The sequence below is a fragment of the Acinetobacter sp. GSS19 genome (assembly GCF_028621895.1).
GTDB lineage: Bacteria > Pseudomonadota > Gammaproteobacteria > Pseudomonadales > Moraxellaceae > Acinetobacter.
The window spans coordinates 651,643-675,319 of record NZ_CP117520.1 but is presented as its reverse complement, the minus strand read 5'-3'; the positions used below and the strand labels follow the sequence as shown (position 1 = coordinate 675,319).

Sequence of the window (23,677 nt, the reverse complement as noted above, 5' to 3'; positions counted from 1 at the left end):
AGGGGCGTCGCCAAGTGGTAAGGCAGCGGGTTTTGATCTCGCCATCCGTTGGTTCGAATCCAGCCGCCCCTGCCATCAATTTCACCTGTAGATGTTTTTTGTATTAGGGGCGTCGCCAAGTGGTAAGGCAGCGGGTTTTGATCTCGCCATCCGTTGGTTCGAATCCAGCCGCCCCTGCCATACAAAAATCACATCACCTTAGGGGCGTCGCCAAGTGGTAAGGCAGCGGGTTTTGATCTCGCCATCCGTTGGTTCGAATCCAGCCGCCCCTGCCATTCTCTTGAAAAAAGACAGAACCGCAGTCGATTGCTTGTTGATCAAATCAACTTGACATAACACAGCAAAAATATTAAAGTTCTGCCGCATTAGGGGCGTCGCCAAGTGGTAAGGCAGCGGGTTTTGATCTCGCCATCCGTTGGTTCGAATCCAGCCGCCCCTGCCATCTAATTTCATACATGCCAACCGCCAAGGGTGCTTCATGCCCAATCTTGTCGTTTTTAGTGGAAATGCTCATCCACAATTCGCCCAAAAAGTCGTAAGCCATTTACACATTCCTCTAGGTGCAGCTTCTGTAGGCCGTTTTTCTGACGGTGAAATTGCAGTTGAAATCACTGAGAATGTTCGTGGTAAAGACGTTTTCATCGTTCAGCCTACTTGTGCCCCAACCAATGACAACCTCATGGAAATCTTGGTCATGGCAGACGCGCTACGTCGTGCAAGTGCTGGCCGTATTACTGCTGTCATTCCTTACTTCGGTTATGCTCGTCAGGACCGTCGTCCACGTTCTAGCCGTGTGCCAATCACTGCCAAAGTTGTTGCCGACATGTTGACGACTGTTGGAATTGACCGTGTGGTGATGATCGATCTCCATGCCGATCAGATCCAAGGTTTCTTCGATATTCCGGTAGACAACATTTACGGTACACCAGCCTTGCTTGCTGATCTTCGTCAACAGTCGCATGACAATCTGATGGTCGTTTCACCAGACGTCGGCGGTGTAGTTCGTGCGCGTGCAGTAGCAAAACAAATGGGCGACATTGATCTTGCGATCATTGACAAACGTCGTCAAAAAGCCAATGAATCACAAGTAATGCACTTGATCGGTGACGTAAAAGGCCGTGACTGTGTGATTGTCGATGACATGGTGGATACCGCAGGTACCTTGTGTAAAGCAGCAGATGCACTGAAAACTTTTGGTGCGCGCAAAGTTATTGCATATGCAACTCACCCAGTGCTATCCGGCAAAGCCATTGAAAACCTGAAGAATTCAGTAATCGATGAGCTGGTCGTGACTGATACGATTCCACTATCAGCCGAAGCACTTGAACTTGGCAAAATCCGTCAGGTTTCTGTTGCAAGCATGGTTGCTGAAACGATTCGTCGCATTAATAACGAAGAATCTATTAGCGCAATGTTTGATAGTTATCTATAATAGCGCAGATTTTTTCAAACCCTGCCTTCTGGCGGGGTTTTCTATCACTAGATTGGTCGCAGATCTAGTTTATTTAAACTCATTAAAAGGATGTCTATCATGGCAAACTTCGTATTAAACGCTCAAGCGCGTGAAGAAGCTCAACAAGGGAAAGGTGCGAGCCGCCGCCTTCGTCGTGCAGCGCTAGTTCCAGCAATCATCTACGGTGGTGATGCTGAACCTGTAGCAGTAACTCTAGAACTTCGCGAGCTTGTAAAAGCACTTGAAAGCAATGCTTTCTTTGAAGAAGTTGTTGAAGTTAAAGTAGGTGACAAAGTTGAAAACGTGAAAATCCAAGCGTTACAACGTCACCCTTCTAAAAATACGCCTATGCACGCTGACTTCAAACGCGCATAAGTGTGATTAAAGGCGTAAATTAGTGTCAAATATTTCGCTAATTGTTGGTTTGGGCAATCCGGGTAAGGAATATGCCCAAACCCGCCATAATGCAGGCTTTTGGTTTGTCGAAAGCCTCGCAGAAAAATATGGCATTACTCTCAAAGCCGACCCTAAATTCCATGGAATCAGCGGTCGAGGCAATATCGAAGGTCAAGACGTTCGTCTGCTTTTACCCACAACCTTTATGAACCGTTCCGGTCAAAGTGTTGTGCCTTTCGCCAAATTCTATCAAATTGCCCCAGAGTCAATCCTGATCGCGCATGATGAACTGGACATGAATCCAGGTGTTATTCGTCTCAAAAGCGGTGGCGGTCATGGCGGGCATAATGGTTTGCGCGATATCGTCCCGCACATTGGATCTAATTTCCATCGTTTACGTATTGGAATTGGACATCCAGGTTCAAAAGAGCGTGTTTCTGGACATGTACTGAGCAAAGCACCCCGCAATGAACAAGACTTAATGGATGATGCAATTGCACATGCCATGTCACGAGTAAAACTACTCGTTAGCGGTGACATTGCCCAAGCCATGAATCAGATTAATGCTTATAAACCCAATTAAAAAATGGATTCATCGTTAAACAATCAAGACTTGCCATGTGACTGTTTTAAGAGCACAATGCGCTTTTTGCTGATCACTGATCCGCTAAGACGTGATTGATTTAACCATAAGATAAAGATCTTAGGTCGACTAAGGAGACGCTAGCCATGCTATCTCGTTTATTAAAATGCAAAATTCACCGTGCAGTTGTTACCCATGCAGAGCTTCACTACGAAGGCTCTTGTGCAATTGACGGCGTTTTGATGGATTTAGCAGGAATTCGCGAATACGAAGAAATCCATGTTTGGAACGTGACCAATGGCAAACGTTTCACCACCTACGCAATCCGTGGTGAAAACAATTCAGGTATCATCTCCGTGAATGGTGGTGCAGCGCACCAAGCAGATGTCGGTGACCTCGTGATTATTGCGACTTTTGGTGATTTCACCGAAGCAGAAGCCAATATTCACAAACCACGTTTGGTATACGCCAACCCAGACAATACCGTGAATCACACGGCCAACTGCATTCCGGTGCAAGTCGCTTAAGATTACCAATCGGATCAGTAAAAAACCCGTTAATAACGGGTTTTTTTATTTTTAAATAAGATCACGCTGCTACAATTTAAACAGATTCATCTTCAGCCAACTGTTCCAGCAGATGATGATGGATTCCATCTGCACGCAACCACGCCAAGTCATAACTGGCCTGCGCCAAAGCCAGAATCCGCCGTTCAAATTCCTGCCAAAAGGGCTGTATTTGCTCTGCGGTCAGCCCTAACCCGCTCTGCTCTGCCAGATAACGGTTTTTTTCACAGAGTCTCAGTGCATGGTAAAGCTTACGCCCCCAACTGGCATTCGGTAATAAACGTACCCGTTTACTGGAAATAAAAGCATCAACCTGCTGGGGATGAGCAGAAGGCAGCATGGCGACCAAAATCTGATCCAGCTGGCTATCTAAACGCTGCCATACAGCAAGTTGCTGTTCAGCTGTATAGGTATTCCAATGAATGACTTCATGATTAAAACGGCGGCAACCCCGACAAACCTGATCACCAAACACGGTAGAGCAGCGCCCTGCACATGGCGTTAAAGCAGGCAGATGATCGTCATTCTTCAAAATTTACTCCTTACCAGAAAAACCAGGTAATTTACTTGGTTTTCTCGCTTCTTCATTCAATACAGGCTAAAATGTGCGCCTGAAATTTTATCCTAATTAACATATTTGGAGTACTCCATGAACGCTACTGTAGAACAGCTTGCACCTGTAGAACAGCCAGCGACCTCAGATTGGGTTGTTGCCGCACTATATCAATTTAAAGAAGTACAGGATCCTGCTGCATTACAGCAACGTCTTCTTGATCTCGTCGGCAGCATCAATTTGTGTGGTACTCTGATTGTAGCAGGTGAAGGCATTAACGGTACTGTTGCGGGTGACCGTGCGGCGATTGATCAGGTTCATCAGTTCCTGCTCAATGAAGGTTTTACCGAAATGGAATATAAAGAATCCCACAGTTCGGATAAACCGTTCCGTAAAATGAAAATCAAACTGAAAAAAGAAATCGTAACGCTGGGGGTACCGGTCAAACCACGTGATTTGGTGGGCCACTATCTCGACCCTAAAGAGTGGAATGAACTAATTGCACGTGATGATGTCATTCTCATCGACACCCGTAATGATTACGAATATAAAGCAGGCACCTTTAAAGGCGCAATTGATCCTAAAACCGAAACTTTCCGTGAATTTCCAGAGTATGTAAAACAAAACCTGGAACAGCATAAAGATAAAAAGATCGCCATGTTCTGTACCGGCGGCATCCGTTGTGAGAAATCAACTTCGTTATTGTTGCAGGAAGGTTTCAAGGAAGTCTATCACCTCAAAGGCGGTATTCTGAAATACCTGGAAGAAACCCCAGCTGAAGAAAGTCTATGGGAAGGTGAATGTTTCGTATTTGATGGCCGTACCGCAGTGACTCACGGTGTCGAAGAAGGAATTAACAGTAAGTGTCATGCGTGTGGCTGGCCACTCACGCCAGAAGAGGTCACATTACCAAGCTATGAACATGGTGTTTCTTGTGTCTATTGCATCGAGAAAACTACAGAAAAGCAAAAAGCAGGCTTCCGCATGCGTCAGTCACAGATTGCGGCAGCAAAACGTAAGCGTTTGTAATTAGATTAGCCAGTGTAAAGCTGATGTAAAAACCGCCTCAATATGGGGCGGTTTTTTTACGCATAATCACATGATTTATAAAACAATACAAAAAATTTAGAAACTCTTCTGCATAAAAATCCGGTTGCATTGTTCAATGTGCTTGTTATGCTACAGCTAAGCTAAGGAACGTGATTCACTTGGCAAGAACACAACATAACAATAAAAAAGGATGAGCATTATGACAAAAACGGTGCAACTTTCACGACGGAAACACAGACTCATGCAGCTGACCGAACACACCGAATATAATCCAAGTGTACGGGAACAGCGCAGTGCCCAAGAGCTTGCCCTGATCGCGAGCCGTACCGCCGAACTCAATCAGCAACCACATTTTTTTATTGTGGTGATGGGAACCATCATCGGCGCAATTCTGGCCTTGTTCATTGGTTACCATATTGAACCGATTGCCTGGCAAGTTGCCCTTTTAGCCTCTATTCCTTGGGCTTTAGCTTATCTGCTACGTAAAGTATATATCTACACCCTGGTACATTATCAGGATTAAAGCGGCCTCTGGTTTTTGTGGTGAATTCGATTCAGAATAATGTATTACTGGATTGTCTGAGATGAAGCACCACATGAACCTGGATGAATGGGTTATTTCAATCATGGAACAGTTGGGCTATCTAGGGATAGCCCTGCTGATGTTTCTGGATAACATCTTTCCACCAATTCCCTCTGAACTGATCATGCCTTCCGCGGGTTTTGTCGCAGCACGTGGTGAATTAACCTTGATAGGCGTCATTATTGCTGGGAGTTTTGGTTCACTAGTAGCAGCAGCAGTATTTTATCTATTAGGTCGTCAAGTTTCTCATCAACGCTTATTTGAATGGACTGAACGCTATGGTAAATATTTGATGATCAAAGCTCAGGATGTAGAAAAAGCGCTCGACTGGTTTGAACATTATGGTCACCGTATCGTCTTTTTTGGCCGGATGATTCCTGCTGTGCGCTCGTTGATTAGCATTCCAGCAGGCATGAGTCATATGCCCTTCTGGAAATTCATGTTTTATAGTGCCTTAGGCACGATCATCTGGACCACATTTCTGGCGTGTGTCGGCTTTTACTTTGGTGAAAATCTCGAACTGATGAATCAAATCCTGAGTCAGTCGGGCAATGTTATTCTCGGCTTATTAGCACTGGTCGGCTTGATTTACCTGATCCGTAAATTGTCCCGTTCTCAATAATGCTCGGCTTTAGATACTAATTTACAGACATAAAAAAAGCCTCTTTTGAGGCTTCTTTTAACTTCAGTAGCGCATTAATTTGGTGTGTGATACATCAAATACAGTTCATTCAGGTTATCTGGAATTTCTTCTGCCAGTTCATCCATCAATTGGCCATTGCGACGGAAAGATTCCATTTGTGGATCTTCCTCATCAATACCACTAAACACCATGATTGGCAGTGTTAAATCGACCAATTGTTCTTCGAACTCTTCAGTAAACCAGGCTTCTTCATTAAGGAACATGGCATCCACAAAGCCCACAGACCAGTCACCGAGGCTTGAATCAACATCTGCTTCTTCAATTTCAAAAGGAAACTCAATCCCTTCTTCATTGGCAAGATTTTGGCGAATGGAGCCTAACCAGGCATTGACCTGTTCAATAATATTTGCAGGCACTTTTTTCTGATTGCCTTCAAACAACTCATCCAGCCATTTATCAAATTTCGGCCCCACTGCAATGGCACATAAAAAACCATGAGTCGCAGCAAAATCTAGACCATACTCGTTTTGGTCACCGTCTAGATAATCACTCAATAGGTCTAGGTCTAAAGCACTCATGTTTTATCCAACTCAAAAAATATGCTGACAAGCATAGCACTCCCTGTCGCCATGCCCAATGTGATTTTGTTAGTCTTCGTCATCAAAATCTTCATCGTCTTCAAAATCGTAATCGAAATCCTTGAGCTCGCGCTCTAAACGACGTTGTGCAAGTAAGTCATCGATTAAGCGACGTTTTTCCAACGATTCTTTTGCACTAATTTTACTAGATGACTCATCGAAACCAACCTCATCATCACCGTAGTTATCATCTAATTCAAAATCTGTAGAAGACACTAAAACTACCTCATAACGAAAAAATGTGAATGGGTCTAGGCGCTATTTATCCGGCTTCAAATAAGTTGTCAAGTTTTATTTATTTTTTTCTCATATAAATGCATTTTTGCGCTTTTTTTCGACAAAGAAATTGTGTATTTATAATTCTCCTTATCTCATGATTTTCTTTAATACTAAGCATCAGGAAAAATTGCAGAGGATTGGCAGAGACGTGACTTGAAAAAAACCATTACAACCCAATATTTAGACCATTGTGAAATCAAATAAATTTATAAAATCATGCTTGAATAACCAAATCAAAACCATTTAACTCGATTTGTGCTATCATGCACGGTTTTTCACCGCCACAGATTCAACGAAGAGTAAGCAAAGATGAGCGATATGCATTCCCCTACTTCTCAAGTAGCGGCTCTGATTAGCCGAGGCAAAGAACAAGGTTACTTAACCTACGCTGAGGTTAACGATCATCTGCCGGACTCCATCACGGAAAGTGAACAGATTGAAGACATCATCCAGATGCTTCAGGACGTTGGTATTCCGGTTCATGAGCGTGCACCTGAATCTGATGACACCATGTTCGAAGACACCGCTGAAGCAGCGGATGAGGTTGCCGAAGAAGAAGCAGCCGCTGTATTGGCCTCTGTGGAAAATGAACCTGGCCGTACCACCGACCCTGTGCGTATGTACATGCGTGAGATGGGTACGGTCGAGCTGCTCACCCGTGAAGGCGAAATCAGCATTGCAAAACGCATTGAAGAAGGCATTCGTGACGTTCTCAATTCAATTGCTTACTGGCCAAATGCCGTTGAAGTGGTGCTCAAAGAATATAATGATTTTCTGGTAGGCGAACGACGCCTTGCCGATATCCTTTCAGGCTATCTCGATCCAGAAACGGATGAGGAAATTCCGGAAGTCTTGGAAGAGGCTGAACTCGACGATGAAGAAGAAGACAGCACACCAGCCAAAGAAGTCAAACTCGATGATGATGACGAAGATGAAGAATCTGAATCGGATGATGATTCCGAAGGTGATTCAGGTCCAGATCCAGAAGTTGCTAAAGTCCGTTTTGCTGAATTAGAAGAAGCTTGGAAAAATACCAAGGCGACAATTGAGCAATATGGCCGTAACAGTGAACAGGCGAATGCTGCGCTTGAAGCACTTGCAGCAGTATTCATGATGTTTAAGTTCACACCGCGTCTGTTTGACATCATTTCTGAAATGATTCGTGGTACGCATGACCAAATCCGTCATTCTGAACGTGAAGTGATGCGCTATGCCGTACGTCGTGGTCGTATGGATCGTACTCAATTCCGTACTTCATTCCCAGGACAGGAATCAAATCCAGCCTGGTTAGAAACACAAATTGCCAAAGCTGCCCCTGAAATCAAAGCCCACCTGGAAAAAGTACGTCCAGATGTCTTGGCGTTCCAACAAAAAATTGCCGATATCGAAAAAGAACTGGGTCTTACAGTTAGCGAAATCAAAGACATTTCTAAACGTATGGCGATTGGTGAAGCGAAAGCACGCCGTGCCAAAAAAGAAATGGTCGAAGCCAACTTACGTCTGGTGATTTCGATTGCGAAAAAATACACCAACCGTGGTTTGCAGTTCCTCGATTTGATTCAGGAAGGTAACATCGGTCTGATGAAAGCCGTAGATAAGTTTGAATACCGTCGCGGTTACAAATTCTCGACTTATGCCACCTGGTGGATCCGTCAGGCGATTACCCGCTCGATTGCCGACCAGGCGCGTACCATCCGTATTCCGGTACACATGATTGAAACCATTAACAAGATCAACCGTGTGTCACGTCAGTTGTTACAGGAAATGGGTCGTGAACCAACACCGGAAGAACTCGGTGAACGTCTGGAAATGGACGAAGTAAAAGTTCGCAAGGTGTTGAAAATTGCTAAAGAACCAATCTCAATGGAAACCCCGATTGGTGATGATGAAGATTCACATTTGGGTGATTTCATTGAAGATAGCAACATCACTTCTCCGATTGATGCTGCGACTTCAGAAGGCTTGAAAGAAGCAACACGTGAAGTTCTGGAAAATCTGACCGAACGTGAAGCAAAAGTTCTGAAAATGCGTTTTGGTATTGATATGCCAACAGACCACACTTTGGAAGAAGTGGGTAAACAGTTTGACGTGACCCGTGAACGTATCCGTCAGATTGAAGCCAAAGCTTTGCGTAAATTACGTCACCCTTCCCGTTCTGAACATTTGCGTTCATTCCTGGAAAATGACTAATCTCTGAACCCCTTGAACTTTGATGGCTCATCCCCATCTTATTAAAAGTTTTCTTAAACGCCTGCTCCTGCAGGCGTTTTAACTGCACTAGGTGACCTATGATTGACCGTACTCCCTCTCGTGAACTTCGTGAAGACCTTTGGGTATTTCCGATGGACTATCCCATCAAACTCATTGGTAATGCGGGTGATGAATTACGTGTCGCTGTTGTTGAAATCCTGATCAAGCATTTTCCGGATTTTGATCACACAACCCTACAAATACAAGCCTCTCGCACCGGGAAGTATCATTCCTTGACGGCTCAGTTGCGTTTTGAAGAACTGGAACAGGTGCATGCGCTCTACGCCGATCTGGCCGCTTGCCCACATATTCGAACTGCGCTTTAATATTTTCTCAAAACCAGATGTGTCCCATCTGGTTTTTCCGTTTTGACCAGGTCTGATTTTTTCATGAATGATCCAAAGCTTGTGCCGCAACCCAACCTGATTGTGCGCTGTTTTCATGATTTGCAGGATTACAGCACCATGTTTGAAGCCATGAAAGGCTTAACCAATACACGTGATGAATCAACGCCTGATGAGATCTGGCTGTTACAGCATCATGCAGTACTGACCCAAGGCCAAGCGGGGAAACCGGAACATATTCTGTACACCAGTGATTTACCCATTGTGCAAAGTGACCGGGGGGGGCAAGTGACCTGGCATGGTCCCGGCCAGCTCGTTGCCTATTTCTTGTTTGATTTAAACCGCCTGAAATGGCATGTACGGACGCTGGTCAGTTTTGCTGAAACACTGATGATCGATTTGCTGAAAAAATATGGAATCGAGGCCTATGCCAAAGCCGATGCACCCGGTGTCTATGTCAATGAGCGTAAAATCGGTTCACTCGGCTTTAAGATCCGTCGTGGTCGCAGTTACCATGGCTTTGCGCTCAATATTGACTGTGCTCTTGACGGTTTTCAAACCATTAATCCGTGTGGCTATGCCGGCCTCGAAATGGTACGGATTCAGGATCTGGTTCAGGATTACCCGGACTTTACACAGCTGTGCCAAGATATTGTTGAATATTTCCAGCGTAGTGAGTACTTTAATCAGGTTGATGTTGTACACACATAAAATGCCTAGTCAGATCTGATCGATACGATTAGAGACTTGCCCGCATATAGAAAAATAATTTTTGAAAAAGGATTCACGCGTGCTTTCAACCAAATCTGTAAAGCCTACTCTGCAGCAAGCGTATGTCAAATTGATGATGGATGTGATTGGCCGAAGTCTGGTCATGGCCAGTCAGGTCGATCCAGAAATTCAGCAGGAAGTAGCGAAATTCCCACTCAATTTCACCCTTTCCATGACAGTTTTTCCACATGGTCCGGCTTTTATCGCACGCGTCAATGACGAACAGCAGCTGGAGTTGGTCAGCCAAATGGAAGTCAAACCTGATCTCACCATTACCTTTAAACATCTGCAACATGCATTTCTGGTTTTCTCTTTTCAGGAAAGCACCGCACAGGCCTTTGCCAATGACCGTATGATTGCAGATGGTGATGTTGCGCATGCGATTCGACTAGTACGCTGTCTCAATAAACTTGAAGCACTGATCTTACCGAAGACACTGGCCTCACTTGCCATTAAACAATATCCTGATCAACTCGGTCTAAAAGAAAAATTGTCTGAAGCCGCCAATATTTATCTCAAAGTGGCACAGTCTTACCTCAAACGGAGTGCATAAAGCATGGCTAAACCTTATTACGAATTTTTCTGTCCTGTAAAAGTGATTGCCGGTCATGCAGCTTTAGAACACATTCCGTTTGAACTGGCCACCTTAGGTGCCAAACGCGTCATGATCATTACGGATAAAGGAGTCCGTAACAATGGCTTACTTGAACCAATTGAAAATGCCTTTAGTAGCACGGAGGCGGTCGTTGCGACCATTTTCGATGATGTGCCACCTGATTCTAGCCTAGAAGTGGTCCGCAAGGCTGCTGCCAGCTATCGCCAGCATGACTGTGATGCCATCATTGCCGTAGGCGGAGGTTCAGTGATTGATACCTCAAAAGCCACCAATATTTTAGTGAGCGAAGGAGGTGATGACCTGCTGCAGTATTCAGGTGCACATAACCTACCAAAACCATTAAAACCATTCTTTGTGATTCCGACAACGTCCGGTACAGGATCAGAAGTTACCATGGTGGCTGTAGTTTCGGATCCAGAAAAAAATGTCAAAATGGCCTTTGCTTCCTATTATCTGATGCCACATGCCGCGATTCTTGATCCACGCATGACCAAAACCCTACCACCGCATTTAACCGCGATGACCGCCATGGATGCGCTAACCCATGCCGTCGAGGCCTATACAGGTCTGGCAGCAAATCCGCTCAGTGATGCCTACGCGACAGCCGCAATCAAGAAAATTAGTGAAAATTTGTTTAATGTGCTGGATCAGCCCGACCATGTACAGGGTCGCCTCGAATTGGCACAAGCCTCAACCATGGCAGGAATTGCTTTTTCCAACTCCATGGTCGGACTGGTTCATTCTTTAGGTCATGCCTTGGGTGCCGTCGCCCATCTGCCGCATGGCGTGTGCATGAACCTGTTCCTGCCTTACGTATTGAACTACAACAAGAGTGTCAATGAACAGAAAATTGCCGAACTCTTAATGCCTTTGGCAGGCCCCGATATTTATGCCCAGACGCCAGCCAACCAGCGTGCAGATAAAACGATCAATACGATTCTGACTATCCGTGACCGCCTGTATGCCATGACCAAACTGCCACGCAGCTTGAGTGAAACCGGTAAAGTGCAGCGGGAACAACTAGAGGAAATCGCAGAAAAAGCGCTGAATGACGGCTCGATTATTTACAATCCTAAAGAAGCCACGCTGCAGGATTTACGTGAAATCTTAGAACAGGCCTGGTAAAACCCCACCCGCTTTTCAACTCGCCCATGTTGCCTCGTAACATGGGCTTTTTGCTTGTTGTTTCTTAGACTATTTATTCATCTTTTTTCTACCCGATCTGGCAAAAAATTTGCTAAAAAAGTGCAGCAAAGTGACTGGCAAACGCCCCCAATTTAGGATAGATTGGCGCACTTTCCACTTATTTCATCGGGGGGATCGTTCGTCTCAAACGGTCCTTAAACATTACAGCTGATCCTTGATCAACGATTATGAGGATAACGCCGTTGACACATGCTTCTGGGACTCAATCGGCAGCGAAACTGCAGAAAACGCTGGTGCTCTGGCACATTATCATTATTGGTTTGGCTTATATTCAACCGATGACTTTATTTGATACCTTCGGACTGGTATCGGAAGAAAGTCATTTTCATGTTCCAACCTCTTACCTGTTTGCTCTGGTAGCGATTTTGCTGACTTCGATCAGTTATGGTCATATGATCAAACGTTATCCCTCTTCAGGTTCGGCCTATACCTATGCACAGAAATCCATTCATCCGAATGTCGGATTTATGGTGGGTTGGTCCTCATGGCTCGACTATTTACTGTCGCCGATGGTGAATATTATTCTAGCGGTGATCTATCTCGAAGCATTATTCCCGGCCATCAATCATTGGATTTGGGTGTTTGGCCTGACAGGGATTATGACTTGGGTGAACCTGCGTGGGGCACGTTTTGTTGCCAACTTTAATAGCCTGATTGTGCTGTTCCAGATCATTGTGATTGGCGTATTTACCTTTTTGGTCTATCAAAAACTCAGTATGGGACTCAATGCCGATGGCAAGATCGCAGATCAAGCGAATGCTTATCAACTGTGGAGCTTGGCACCCTTTTGGAATGAAATGACTTCGGTTGGGGCACTGATTACAGGTGCAACCCTGCTGTGTTTCTCCTTTACGGGTTTTGATTCTCTCAGTTCACTTGCAGAAGAAACCAAAGATACGGAAAAAACCCTGCCAAAAGCCATTTTTATGACGGCGTTAATTGCCGGGGTGATTTTCGTCAGCAGTACCTATTTCATTCAGCTGTATTTCCCGAAAGATCCTACCAGCTATTTTACCGACATTGCAGCGACCCAACCGGAAATCCTGCTTTTGGTGGGCGGATCCTTATTTCAGTCCATCGTGCTGAGCTTTGCTATTGTAACTGTGATGGCTTCCGGGATTTCAGCGCATGCGGGGGTCTCACGTTTAATGTATGTGATGGGACGTGATGGCATCATCGACAAGAAGATTTTTGGTCATATTGATCCAAAAACCTTTACTCCTTCCTACAATATTTTAATTGTGGGTGCAGTGGCATTGTGTGCAGGCTTTATGGATCTAGATCTGGTCATTTCACTGATCAGCTTTGGTGCCCTCACCGCATTTAGCTTTGTTAATTTATCGGTGATTTCACGCTATGCCTTGCGTGATGGTCGCACTAAATCTTTTAAAGATCTTTTAAATTACGTGATCATTCCAATCTGTGGTTTTATCAGTATCTTCGCGCTCTGGCTGGAAATCGAAGAAACCTCCTTAAAATGGGGACTAATCTGGGCAGTGATTGGTGTGTGCTATTTGGGTTATAAAACCAAAGGCTTTAAATACTCAGCACCGCAGTACAATGAGCATGAATAAGCTTCCTCCACTCATAGAAAAAGGCGCTTAAAGCGCCTTTTTTATTTGTCTGTTTCAGCTCAACGTATCTGCTCAAGATAACACTCAGAGTGGCTTAAATCCTTGCTGGCGCCAAGCTTCATACACGATCACGGCAGTGGCATTGGATAAATTCAGGCTACGCGAGTTTTCAGCCATGGGTAAACGGATCCATTGTTCTTGTGGAAACATCAAACGCACCGCTTCAGGTAGACCCCGGGTTTCTGGCCCCATCAACAAAGCTACTGGACGATTTAAATCAATGGTATGCGGTGTTGCTGTCCCTTTTGTGGTCAGCGGAAATACGTGTTCGACGCCCTGTGATTTCAGTTCTGCCAAACAGGATTCGATATTCTCCCAAATCCGCATCCGTGCCCACTCATGGTAGTCGAGCCCAGCACGTTTCAGCTTTTTGTCATCCAGCTCAAAGCCCAGCGGCTTAATCAGATGCAGCTGTGCACCGGTATTGGCACATAAACGGATGATATTCCCGGTATTGGCAGGAATTTCAGGTTCAAACAAAACAACATGGATCACATCAGTTCTCTACTTTATATCAAGGCAGCGGATACAGCATTATTGCCATTTGAGCTGGTCGCGCAGACGCACCACTTCGCCAATAATGGTCAGGGTCGGTGCCTGAATATGATGTTCACTGACTTTGTCTGCAATATCCGCCAAAGTGCCCACCACCACTTTTTGCTCTGGTGTGGTGCCTTTGGAAATCAGGGCAACCGGCATATCTGGACGTTGGCCATGAGCAATCAGTTCACGACAAATTTTTTCCAGCCCCACCAACCCCATATACAGCACTAAGGTCTGGTTTTCATACACCAATTCACTCCATGGCAGCTCTGGAGAACCTTCTTTCAAATGACCAGTCAAGAAACGAACACTTTGTGCATAGTCACGATGGGTGAGTGGAATGCCTGCATAAGCAGAACAGCCCGAAGCCGCCGTCACACCTGGCACCACCTGAAAAGGAACACCTGCAGCAAACAGCTCCTGGATTTCCTCACCGCCACGACCAAAGATGAACGGATCACCACCTTTTAAACGGCAGACGCGCTTGCCCTGTTGAGCATACTCCACCAACAGCGCATTAATGCCTTCCTGCGGTACCGCATGATTGGAACGTGCTTTGCCGACATAGACTTTTTCTGCGTCACGACGACACAGATTCAGAATCGGTGCAGACACCAAACGGTCGTAAATCACCACATCGGCTTGCTGCATTAGACGCAAGGCTTTTAAAGTCAACAGTTCAGGATCACCTGGGCCTGCGCCTACCAGATAAACTTCACCTTTCGGCGTTTGCCATTCATCCAGCGCCTGTTGCATCATGCGTTCCGCTTCGGCCAGGTTGTCATTAAACACCTGCTCCCGCAGCGGACTGGCATATAGATTTTCCCAGAAAATCCGTCGTTCATCGGGATTGCCAATTTTAGCTTTCACAGCCGGGCGCCACTCACCAGAAAATTTGGCCAGTTTGCCCATGCCATGCGGAATGCTGGTTTCCAGCTGGGTTCGGATCTGTCGTGACAGCACGGGGGACGTGCCATTCGAGGCAATCGAAATTACCAAAGGTGAACGGTCAATAATCGCGGGCACCATAAAACGGCAATTTGGTGGATCATCCACACTGTTAACTAAGACTTTTAAGGCTTCACAGGCATCAAAAACCTGACGGTTCACTTCTGCATCATCGGTCGCGGCAATCACCAAACGGTAATCGGACCAGGGAAAATCCGGCTGGAATTTTGCTTGATGGTAATGGCCACCGCTTTGCTGTAACAGAGCCAGCAACTGCGCGTCAATTTCCGGAGAAAGAACATCCAACACGGCTCCCGCCTGGGTCAGTAGTAATGCTTTACGGTAGGCAATATGTCCACCACCCACAATCAGACAGGGTTGCTGCTGCAACTTTAAGGAGATTGGAAAAATTTCCACAAGAGACCTCTCAGTAATCAATCTGATGGAGTAAGCAAAAACCGTGACAGTACTATTTTAATTGATGTGCGTTGCACCGCCCATATAAGGACGTAATACTTCAGGGATCTCAATTGAGCCATCAGCACGCTGATAGTTTTCCATCACGGCCAGTAAGGTACGACCCACGGCTAGCCCTGAACCGTTCAAAGTATGTACCAGTTCAATTTTCTTGGCATCGACACGGTAACGCGCTTTCATACGGCGTGCCTGGAAATCACCCATGTTGGAGCAGGACGAAATTTCACGATAGGTATTCTGGCTTGGCACCCAAACTTCAAGGTCATAAGTTTTAGTTGCACCGAAGCCCATGTCACCGCCACACAGCAGGATTTTACGATATGGCAAACCCAGTGCCTGCAAAATGCCTTCTGCATGCCCAGTCAACTCTTCCAAGGCCTGCATCGACGTTTCTGGCTTGACGATTTGCACCATTTCTACTTTGTCAAACTGGTGCTGACGGATCAAACCGCGCGTATCACGTCCATAAGAACCCGCTTCACTACGGAAACATGGCGTATGCGCTGCATATTTGAGTGGTAAACGTTCGGTATCAATGATTTCATCACGCACGAAGTTGGTGACTGGTACTTCTGCTGTCGGAATCAGGTAGTATTCTTTTTCACCCTGTAATTTGAACAGATCTTCTTCAAATTTTGGCAATTGACCGGTACCACGTAAGGTTTCCGCATTTACCAGATAAGGGACATAGGCTTCAGTGTAACCATTTTTTAAGGTATGCGTATCCAGCATGAATTGGGTCAATGCGCGTTGTAAACGCGCCAATGGGCCTTTTAATACGCTAAAACGAGAACCGGTGAGTTTAGTCGCGGTTTCAAATTCCAAACCACCCATCATCTCACCGAGATCGGTGTGGTCTTTAATTTCAAAATCAAACTGGCGTGGTGTGCCCCATTTTAGGATTTCCACGTTATCACTTTCATCTTTACCAGCAGGAACCGATTCATCTGGCAAGTTTGGAATGCTTAAGGATTTCTGCTCGATTTCGGCTTGTAATTCTGCCAAAGCAGTTTCAGCCGCTTTAATTTCATCCCCAATCGCCGCCATACGTGCCATAATTTCTGAGGCATCACCACCGGCTTTTTTAATCTGACCGACTTGTTTGGCACCGGCATTACGCTCAGCCTGCAGATTTTCAGTTTTTTGCTGAATCTCTTTACGACGGGATTCTAAAGATGCCCACTCTGCAACATCGAGTTGTACACCACGTTTTGCCAAGGCTAAATTTACAGCCTCAATATTATTTCTGAGTAGTTTTGGGTCGATCATAGCCAATCATGTATGCAGATAAAAAACTGGCTATAGTGTAAGCGCTTCATGACAAAAAATACAGTAACCTACCTGAGCGGGTGGGCGAATTTGCTGCATCAGCAAGGGTACAGGATTAAGGCTGAGGATATTTAGGTAAAGCCGGCAAGTACTCGGTTTTGATCAACTGGCGTGCCAAACTATACGGCAAAGTCAGTTCACTCATGCCTTCAGCATAAGAGGCGAGCTCATACAATGGATAAACAAAGATGATGCCATTGACGCCATAATAAAAGTTATCACTGAGTTGCAATCGACTGCGGTCAATTTCATGCTGTTCCAACCACAGGGCATTGGCATCATACAACTGCTGCAACAGAGCATGTTCGACACCCGGCTTGATCACGTCAGTCAACTGCAGACGCTTTTTCTTGTTCAGGTCAAAATTGACAAATTCCTGATGATATAAACCATGGGCTGCCCCAGCACTGTAGGTGTAATTTTCCAGTGCGAAGCTTGCGATGGTATGATTTTGCCCTAAATAACGCACATAGATTGAACTCTGATTGAGCTGTGGTTGATCAGGTTGAACATTCACTTTCTGGTTAGGCTTACCATCAAAGGCATTGGGCTGAGATTTTTGAATCCGTTGCAGGAAATATTGATCAATCCAGGCCACATTGGTTTGTACCGTTTGCAAGTCATACTGCGTACAACCTTGTGCATTACAGGATTCCGTTTTACTAACCTTAACAGGTACCACACGCGCTTCTATCAGCGGCAAAGTCGAATTGGCAGGCTGTGCAGATTGGGCAGAGGCAGACTGTTTCGCCGAAGGTGCAGATGCATCCGGTTTAGGCTGACAGGCAGCCAGACCAAGCATCAATAAAACTATGATTCCACTGCCGAGCGGTCTGTACGTCATCAATTCCATCCTGCTTACTGTTGGGGTGTATGAATCTGGCTGGGACTATACAAAGTCAGCTCGACTCTGCCTAGCTAAAAAATGTATCTACCTCTCGAAGCATAGCCAAGCGGTGAATATTCCGGCGCAATCTATGCTTAAGCCTCAGCATAAAAAAGCCACCCGAAGGTGGCTTAGAAACTGCAATCGATTATTGATCAATAATATCTGTGCCTTTAGGTGGTGTGAAATTAAAGGTACTGGCCGCAATTTTGCTATTCACCTGTACATTGTTGAATTTAACATAGGTGGTTTGTCCGAGTGAGTCTTGCAAGATCATCAAGCTCGGTGCCTTGTTGGCGCCAAAACTGATGGTCAAGCTTTGGAAGGCACCTTCACGGTTTTTCGGATACAGGGTGTAATAGGTTTTCGCTTTATTTGGTTGAGTGACCCGATATGATTTCATGATCTGGCTGGTATTCCCCGACAACAACAAGGCTGGGGTATTAGATACCTGTTCATCCAATGTCTGACGGACTGCCTGTTCTAAATCAGGATCATAAATCCAGACCGTTTTGCCTGAAGTCACAATGGTCTGTTTGGCTGGGGTTGTGGTTTGCCAGAAAAACTTACCTGGACGCTCTACCTTCATCTCTCCTCTAAAGGTCTGATTCATGTGTTGAGCCGTCAGGCCTTTTTGCTGTTTGGCCTTATTGGTGGTGGCCTTGGTGGTTTGCTCAAAATTCGCGGTTAAACTGCGAATTCCGCTCAACTGGCGCACTAAACTGGCGGTTGCTTGCTGCTCCGATGCTGCAACAGGTGCAGCATATACTGCCGTGGTCATTACAGGTGCCAATATCACTGTACCTAAAGCCATCACACACAGGGTTTTACGAAGCATGTTCATGTCATCACCTTTTTCTTTTTGCATTACCACAATGGGTTAGATGTCCCATCTTAAACCAGTTTTTAGTGCTAATAATTGAGAAAATAAGAAGTTTTGTATGCTTATTAATGCACAATGTAGAAATTCATCCATCATGATGAAGGTACTGAGTCACTTTTCACCAAATGACGGGCATAAAAAAACCCACAATCATGTGGGTTTTTTCGACCATCAAAACTTATACAGTTTCAACAGTTACGTAGCGACGGCCAAACTGACCTTTCACTTCGAATTTTACTACGCCGTCAGCAGTAGCAAATAAAGTATGGTCACGGCCCATACCTACGTTTGCACCAGCATGGAATTCTGTACCACGTTGACGAACGATGATGTTACCAGCAGTTACAGCTTGACCGCCGTAAACTTTAACACCAAGCATTTTAGGGTTTGAATCACGACCGTTACGTGTCGAACCACCGGCTTTTTTAGATGCCATGTCTCTTTACTCCTCGTAATTAGCCTGAAATACCAGTAATTTTCAACTCGGTAAACCATTGACGGTGACCTTGTTGTTTACGGTAATGTTTACGACGGCGCATTTTTACGATGCGGATTTTGTCGTGACGACCATGGCCAACTACTTCTGCAGTTACTTTAGCGCCAGCAACAACTGGAGCACCGATTTGAATGCTGTCACCATTTACAACCATCAATACGTCATCAAACGTAATCGTTGAACCAGTTTCAGCTTTCAATAATTCAACTTTAAGGGTTTCACCCTCAACTACACGGTGCTGTTTACCACCGCTTTGGATTACTGCGTACATAATGTACTCCAATCATGCCCGTGTCGTCGTGCCGATAAAGGAAGATATCGATCTTAAAACGAACGCCACTGGGTGTTATACAAGGGCACAGATTTTAAGTGATAATCGGCCAAACAACAAGTCATTTACAGGAAATATTATAGCAGCGATTGCACAGACTTTAGCCGATTTCTGTTTCACGGCAAACTCGCTGAATAGCTGTATTTTTCTTGCTTAAATTGCATCTTTCACCCAATTGCAAATAGATTTTTAAAAACTATTCGCTAGTATATAGGCTGTTTCATGCTTGAACCGATATTCTGCTGATCTGGTTCAACAACCCGCCTACTGCTGTTTTTGCATCAAAACTGGACAACATGGCTATAGGCAATGACATAATGGTATGCTAAAGCACTTTATCGTATTGTTATTGTTACACTCACGCGACTCATCGACGAACTAGAGGTTTTTCTTCACATGGCCATCGACTTTAAGCAAGATATTCTCGCTCCTGTTGCTAACGACTTTGCTGCGATGGATCAATTCATTAATGAAGGCATTAGTTCAAAAGTGGCACTGGTCATGTCGGTGAGCAAACATGTGGTCGAAGCGGGCGGCAAGCGCATGCGACCGATTATGTGCTTGCTGGCCTCGCGTGCCTGTGGTGAAACCGATTTGGCCGATGCACGTAAACTGGCGGCCATTATTGAAATGTTACATACTGCCACCTTGGTACATGATGATGTCGTCGATGAGTCCTCTCTGCGTCGTGGCCGTCCAACGGCGAATGCCACCTGGAACAACCAGACCGCGGTATTGGTCGGTGATTTTCTGATTGCACGTTCTTTTGATCTGCTGGTGAATTTTAATAACTTTGACTTACTCAAAGATTTCTCCACCGGTACCTGTGAAATTGCAGAAGGTGAAGTGCTGCAGTTACAGTCCCAGCATCAACCGGACACCACAGAAGAAACCTATCTGAAAATTATTCATGGCAAAACTTCGCGTTTATTTGAACTGGCAACGGAAGGGGCTGCCATCTTGTGCGGCAAACCTGAATATCGTGAAGCCCTACGCTGTTTCGCTGGCCACTTCGGTAATGCCTTCCAGATTATTGACGATATTCTGGATTACACTTCAGATGCTGAAACCCTCGGTAAAAATATCGGCGATGACTTGATGGAAGGTAAACCCACCCTGCCCCTAATCGCTGCATTAAAAAATACGACAGGTGACGACCACCAGATTATTCGTCGCAGTATTGCCACCGGTGGCGTTGAACAGCTCGAGCAGGTCATTGCCATTGTCAAACATTCAGGTGCTCTGGATTACTGCCGTCAACGTGCGACAGAAGAAACCGAACGTGCCTGTGCTGCACTTACCATTCTGCCAGACAGCGAATACCGCCAGGCCCTGCACAATTTGGCGCAGATGGCCTTGCACCGTATCCAATAAATCCTGATGCAGATTACCCTCTACGATCTATTTGAAAAAATGCAGCAACAGCTTGAGCAGAAACAGGCTGTTGTCAATAAACAACTGATCATTGAACTGATCAATCGCATCCGTCCTGCAGACAGCCAAAATCCAGAAGAAATCCAGCTCAAGTTTAATGCCCTGATTCAGGCATTACTGCGGATTCCAACGGCAGCAGCGACCTTACAACATTTCCTCGTTAGACTGATCAATCAATACAAACAGACCAGCTTGTATGCCGAAAGCGGCATCTTGCCACTTGATGGCTTCTGGAACCAGTTAATGCAGCGAATGGGAGCCTATCTGCTCCCCGTCATTCAGGATCAACAGCAGCTTCGCTACCTGATTGGCGAGATTTTTTATCAACCGAGTGATCCTGAATGGCTGGCACAGATCGATTTGTCCTGCTGGACTCAGCTGTTTGAACTGCTCAGTGATGACAACAGTATACAAACTGAGTGCCAGAGCATTCAGCAGGAAATCCTGAAAGCGATCACGGTGCTGTCCTATCGTATCAGCGGGATAGCCCTGTACCCTGAATTCATTAATGCACAGCCCGATCTGACAGAATATGAATCCCCGTTCCTGGTACAGAATCGGGAAATTAACGAATTTATCAGCAACTTTAAACAGAGTTGCCTGCAACATCCCCAGAGCTGTGCGCTCTTCATGCCAGATGCCTCACAGGCTTTTGTGATGTTTGAACAATGCCGCGATGTGGTACTGAAGATTCGTCGTGCCACCAAACGGATCGGGGTCAGTCTAAGCCTGACTTACTTGCTGTCGTTGCTGGAACAATGTCTGGATCGCATTGAACTATTGCTGCATCTGCTGGTCGATGCCCCTCGGGATCGTTATCAGGCGATGGCGAACTTGCTCAAAGCGGTTGCTGCTGCCCACTACAGTGAACAAAGTGTGCGGGATTTACTGTCGACCAACAGTCAATTGATCGCTCTACAGGTCACCGAAAATGCCAGCAGAACGGGCGAGCACTATGTCAGTAGCGACAAGGCCGGTTTTTTCTCGATGTTTAAAGCGGCAGCGGGTGCCGGCGTGATTATTGCCAGCATGGCCAGCCTGAAAACCTTGGCTGCGCGAATGAGCATGGCACCCTTGATGCAGGCCTTTGTCTATAGCATGAATTATTCACTGGGTTTTATGCTGATCCATGTGCTGCATTTTACGGTTGCAACCAAACAGCCTGCGATGACTGCAGCCGCACTGGCAGCCACGGTGCAACAGCGTAAAGGTTCTAAAAGTGCCCAGCTTATAGAGCTAGCAGCTCTGATCGTGAATATTATCCGTACGCAGTTTATTGCGATTCTGGGCAATATTTCGATTGCCATTCCCACGGCGGCACTGATTGCCCTGCTTTGGCAGGGCAGCCTGCATGAACCGCTCATGACACATACCAAAGCCACGCAGATGTTGCATGACTTAGATCCCTTTACCTCACTCGCCATTCCACATGCCGCGATTGCTGGCGTCTGTCTGTTCCTGTCTGGTCTGATTGCGGGTTATTTTGACAACATGGCAGTCTATCGCAAGGTCGGACCACGCCTGAAAATGCACATGTCCCTGCGTTTACTGCTTGGTCAAGAACGACTGGACAAACTGGCAGATTATATTGAACGTAATCTAGGGGCACTGGCAGGTAATTTTCTGTTTGGCATTATGCTGGGCAGTATGGGCACGCTGGGATTTATTCTAGGGTTGCCGCTCGATATCCGCCATATTGCCTTTGCCTCGGCCAATTTCATCCAAGGCCTGATCAATATCAATGGTACGCCAGATCTTGGCCTGATCATCGTGTCTTTTTTAGGCGTATTACTGATCGGTCTCACCAACCTATTTGTCAGCTTCACCCTCACCATTATTGTGGCCTTACGCGCACGGCAAGTCCATTTTGAACAGTGGAAGCCACTGGCCAAACTGGTACTGACGCATTTTCTGACCCGTCCAAGTGAGTTCTTCTGGCCCCCGAAACAACCGACTGAAAAAGCTGAAAACGCACCTCCTCCCTCAAAAAACAGTTAATTTTCCGATAGCCGTCATAGATAAAATCGTGTTAAAAAACAATCAAAATTAAATACCGACGATTTTTATAGACTTGAAATAAAGTGTACTCACGAGTACACTTTATCAATTATTCGTCTAGTTGATTTCAGCTAGAATAACAAGGTTTTCACATGCCATACCGCTTGATTTTCGTGGGCTGCTGCTTACTTGGACTCAGTGAACTGATCCGGCATCTGCCTGCATTTTCAGGCTGGGATATGATCCTGCTCGACTGGATGCACACCTATCGAATGCCGCTACTGGATACCTTGGCAACCTGGCTTTCTTACCTGGGCGGCATGCCTTTTGTATTGCTGTTTAGCCTGTTTTGGGCCATACAACTGGCGTGTGATAAAAAGTACAGCACCGCACTATTTCTTGGTTTGGCGATTCTCAGCAGTAGCGTGATTGGCTGGCTGCTCAAATGGTGGATTGCTCGTCCTCGTCCGCCAGAAATGTATCATTTGGTCAATAATTATGGTGATTCGTTTCCCAGTGTGCATAGTGTTTATGCCGCAACGCTAGCGACCTGTGCCGTGCTCATTTTTCATCGGCATCGTTATCGTCGCTACATCATGCTGCTCGCCATGATCTGGCTGGTGTTGATGGGAATCTCTCGGATCTACGCAGGTGTACATTATCCGACTGATGTATTGGCGGGTTGGAGTATCGGTTTTATTTGGATTTCTCTGCTTTGGTTGTGGCTCAGCCCCGGCAGCTTAAGCAAAAACGAATTAATTTTAGATAAGAATCTAAAGAGGTGAAG

26 protein-coding genes and 4 tRNA genes are annotated in these 23,677 nt (G+C 45.7%); 20 read left to right on the top strand and 10 right to left on the bottom strand.

The genetic code is table 11. The features are described 5' to 3' along the window. The 8 genes from PGW99_RS03360 (at position 1) to panD (ending at position 2,959) form a co-directional block, all read left to right on the top strand. Positions 1–75, top strand: a tRNA-Gln gene (locus tag PGW99_RS03360). 30 nt (positions 76–105) lie between these two features. Then, a tRNA-Gln gene (locus tag PGW99_RS03355) sits at positions 106–180 on the top strand. A gap of 20 nt (positions 181–200) precedes the next feature. Next, a tRNA-Gln gene (locus PGW99_RS03350) sits at positions 201–275 on the top strand. A gap of 92 nt (positions 276–367) precedes the next feature. Then, positions 368–442 (top strand) — tRNA-Gln (locus PGW99_RS03345). 36 nt (positions 443–478) lie between these two features. Continuing rightward, entirely contained in the window at positions 479–1,432 is a 954-nt protein-coding gene (locus PGW99_RS03340) for a ribose-phosphate pyrophosphokinase (RefSeq protein WP_273778694.1), read from the top strand. Between the two features lie 99 nt (positions 1,433–1,531). Then, positions 1,532–1,828 (top strand): 50S ribosomal protein L25, encoded by a 297-nt coding sequence (gene rplY, locus PGW99_RS03335; RefSeq protein ID WP_273778692.1) that lies wholly within the window; start codon positions 1,532–1,534, stop codon positions 1,826–1,828. Positions 1,829–1,850: 22 nt separating this feature from the next. Continuing rightward, positions 1,851–2,432 carry an aminoacyl-tRNA hydrolase gene (pth, locus tag PGW99_RS03330; protein WP_273778690.1) on the top strand — a complete coding sequence of 194 codons (582 nt, stop codon included), beginning with the start codon at positions 1,851–1,853 and terminating at the stop codon, positions 2,430–2,432. 146 nt (positions 2,433–2,578) lie between these two features. After that, positions 2,579–2,959 (top strand): aspartate 1-decarboxylase, encoded by a 381-nt coding sequence (panD, locus tag PGW99_RS03325; RefSeq protein ID WP_273778689.1) that lies wholly within the window; start codon positions 2,579–2,581, stop codon positions 2,957–2,959. A 76-nt stretch (positions 2,960–3,035) separates the two neighbouring features. On the opposite strand, the gene PGW99_RS03320 is transcribed toward panD, so the two are convergent. Further along, on the bottom strand, positions 3,036–3,530 hold the full coding sequence (locus tag PGW99_RS03320; RefSeq protein WP_273778688.1) for a DUF1289 domain-containing protein: 495 nt from the start codon (positions 3,528–3,530) through the stop codon (positions 3,036–3,038). A gap of 117 nt (positions 3,531–3,647) precedes the next feature. Here PGW99_RS03320 and trhO point away from each other — a divergent pair, with 117 nt between their 5' ends. The 3 genes from trhO (at position 3,648) to PGW99_RS03305 (ending at position 5,806) form a co-directional block, all read left to right on the top strand. Then, positions 3,648–4,580: an oxygen-dependent tRNA uridine(34) hydroxylase TrhO gene (gene trhO / locus PGW99_RS03315; RefSeq protein ID WP_273778687.1), complete on the top strand. Its 933-nt coding sequence runs from the start codon at positions 3,648–3,650 to the stop codon at positions 4,578–4,580. Positions 4,581–4,842: 262 nt separating this feature from the next. Further along, positions 4,843–5,124 (top strand): FUSC family protein, encoded by a 282-nt coding sequence (locus PGW99_RS03310; RefSeq protein ID WP_273778685.1) that lies wholly within the window; start codon positions 4,843–4,845, stop codon positions 5,122–5,124. 73 nt (positions 5,125–5,197) lie between these two features. After that, positions 5,198–5,806 carry a DedA family protein gene (locus PGW99_RS03305; protein ID WP_273779418.1) on the top strand — a complete coding sequence of 203 codons (609 nt, stop codon included), beginning with the start codon at positions 5,198–5,200 and terminating at the stop codon, positions 5,804–5,806. Positions 5,807–5,880: 74 nt separating this feature from the next. On the opposite strand, the gene PGW99_RS03300 is transcribed toward PGW99_RS03305, so the two are convergent. Both PGW99_RS03300 and PGW99_RS03295 read right to left on the bottom strand, forming a co-directional pair. Further along, positions 5,881–6,405, bottom strand: a complete 525-nt coding sequence (locus PGW99_RS03300; RefSeq protein ID WP_273778684.1) for a YecA/YgfB family protein — start codon at positions 6,403–6,405, stop codon at positions 5,881–5,883. A 69-nt stretch (positions 6,406–6,474) separates the two neighbouring features. Beyond that, complete coding sequence (locus PGW99_RS03295) at positions 6,475–6,681, bottom strand: PA3496 family putative envelope integrity protein (RefSeq protein ID WP_273778683.1); 207 nt, start codon at positions 6,679–6,681, stop codon at positions 6,475–6,477. Positions 6,682–7,053: 372 nt separating this feature from the next. On the opposite strand from PGW99_RS03295, the gene rpoD reads away from it, so the two are divergent. From rpoD to PGW99_RS03265, 6 genes are all read left to right on the top strand, one after another. Beyond that, positions 7,054–8,934 (top strand): RNA polymerase sigma factor RpoD, encoded by a 1,881-nt coding sequence (gene rpoD / locus PGW99_RS03290; RefSeq protein ID WP_273778682.1) that lies wholly within the window; start codon positions 7,054–7,056, stop codon positions 8,932–8,934. A 98-nt stretch (positions 8,935–9,032) separates the two neighbouring features. Beyond that, complete coding sequence (locus tag PGW99_RS03285) at positions 9,033–9,320, top strand: YbeD family protein (RefSeq protein ID WP_273778681.1); 288 nt, start codon at positions 9,033–9,035, stop codon at positions 9,318–9,320. Between the two features lie 63 nt (positions 9,321–9,383). Further along, on the top strand, positions 9,384–10,049 hold the full coding sequence (lipB, locus tag PGW99_RS03280) for a lipoyl(octanoyl) transferase LipB (protein ID WP_273778680.1): 666 nt from the start codon (positions 9,384–9,386) through the stop codon (positions 10,047–10,049). Positions 10,050–10,128: 79 nt separating this feature from the next. Beyond that, positions 10,129–10,662: a hypothetical protein gene (locus tag PGW99_RS03275; protein WP_273778679.1), complete on the top strand. Its 534-nt coding sequence runs from the start codon at positions 10,129–10,131 to the stop codon at positions 10,660–10,662. Positions 10,663–10,665: 3 nt separating this feature from the next. After that, entirely contained in the window at positions 10,666–11,850 is a 1,185-nt protein-coding gene (locus tag PGW99_RS03270; protein WP_273778677.1) for an iron-containing alcohol dehydrogenase, read from the top strand. A 263-nt stretch (positions 11,851–12,113) separates the two neighbouring features. Further along, on the top strand, positions 12,114–13,505 hold the full coding sequence (locus PGW99_RS03265; RefSeq protein WP_273778676.1) for an APC family permease: 1,392 nt from the start codon (positions 12,114–12,116) through the stop codon (positions 13,503–13,505). Positions 13,506–13,589: 84 nt separating this feature from the next. Here PGW99_RS03265 and PGW99_RS03260 read toward each other — a convergent pair whose 3' ends face one another. From PGW99_RS03260 to rplU, 7 genes are all read right to left on the bottom strand, one after another. Beyond that, positions 13,590–14,060 (bottom strand): tRNA (cytidine(34)-2'-O)-methyltransferase, encoded by a 471-nt coding sequence (locus PGW99_RS03260; protein WP_273778675.1) that lies wholly within the window; start codon positions 14,058–14,060, stop codon positions 13,590–13,592. 39 nt (positions 14,061–14,099) lie between these two features. Continuing rightward, complete coding sequence (gene cysG / locus PGW99_RS03255) at positions 14,100–15,473, bottom strand: siroheme synthase CysG (protein ID WP_273778674.1); 1,374 nt, start codon at positions 15,471–15,473, stop codon at positions 14,100–14,102. Positions 15,474–15,530: 57 nt separating this feature from the next. Continuing rightward, positions 15,531–16,802: a serine--tRNA ligase gene (gene serS, locus PGW99_RS03250; protein ID WP_273778673.1), complete on the bottom strand. Its 1,272-nt coding sequence runs from the start codon at positions 16,800–16,802 to the stop codon at positions 15,531–15,533. A 115-nt stretch (positions 16,803–16,917) separates the two neighbouring features. Further along, positions 16,918–17,706, bottom strand: coding sequence for an RsiV family protein (locus PGW99_RS03245; RefSeq protein WP_273778671.1), 789 nt, complete (start codon positions 17,704–17,706; stop codon positions 16,918–16,920). 190 nt (positions 17,707–17,896) lie between these two features. Next, the gene (gene lolA / locus PGW99_RS03240; RefSeq protein ID WP_273778670.1) at positions 17,897–18,592 is read right to left on the bottom strand and encodes an outer membrane lipoprotein chaperone LolA; all 696 of its coding nucleotides are present in this window, start codon (positions 18,590–18,592) and stop codon (positions 17,897–17,899) included. A gap of 217 nt (positions 18,593–18,809) precedes the next feature. Beyond that, positions 18,810–19,067, bottom strand: a complete 258-nt coding sequence (gene rpmA, locus PGW99_RS03235) for a 50S ribosomal protein L27 (RefSeq protein ID WP_273778668.1) — start codon at positions 19,065–19,067, stop codon at positions 18,810–18,812. 19 nt (positions 19,068–19,086) lie between these two features. Continuing rightward, positions 19,087–19,398 (bottom strand): 50S ribosomal protein L21, encoded by a 312-nt coding sequence (gene rplU, locus PGW99_RS03230; RefSeq protein WP_273778667.1) that lies wholly within the window; start codon positions 19,396–19,398, stop codon positions 19,087–19,089. 456 nt (positions 19,399–19,854) lie between these two features. Here rplU and sdsA point away from each other — a divergent pair, with 456 nt between their 5' ends. The 3 genes from sdsA (at position 19,855) to PGW99_RS03215 (ending at position 23,675) form a co-directional block, all read left to right on the top strand. After that, positions 19,855–20,832, top strand: coding sequence for an All-trans-nonaprenyl-diphosphate synthase (sdsA, locus tag PGW99_RS03225; protein ID WP_273778664.1), 978 nt, complete (start codon positions 19,855–19,857; stop codon positions 20,830–20,832). Between the two features lie 6 nt (positions 20,833–20,838). After that, positions 20,839–22,890, top strand: a complete 2,052-nt coding sequence (locus tag PGW99_RS03220) for a site-specific recombinase (RefSeq protein ID WP_273778663.1) — start codon at positions 20,839–20,841, stop codon at positions 22,888–22,890. 152 nt (positions 22,891–23,042) lie between these two features. Then, positions 23,043–23,675, top strand: coding sequence for a phosphatase PAP2 family protein (locus PGW99_RS03215; protein ID WP_273778662.1), 633 nt, complete (start codon positions 23,043–23,045; stop codon positions 23,673–23,675). Positions 23,676–23,677 lie beyond the last annotated feature (2 nt).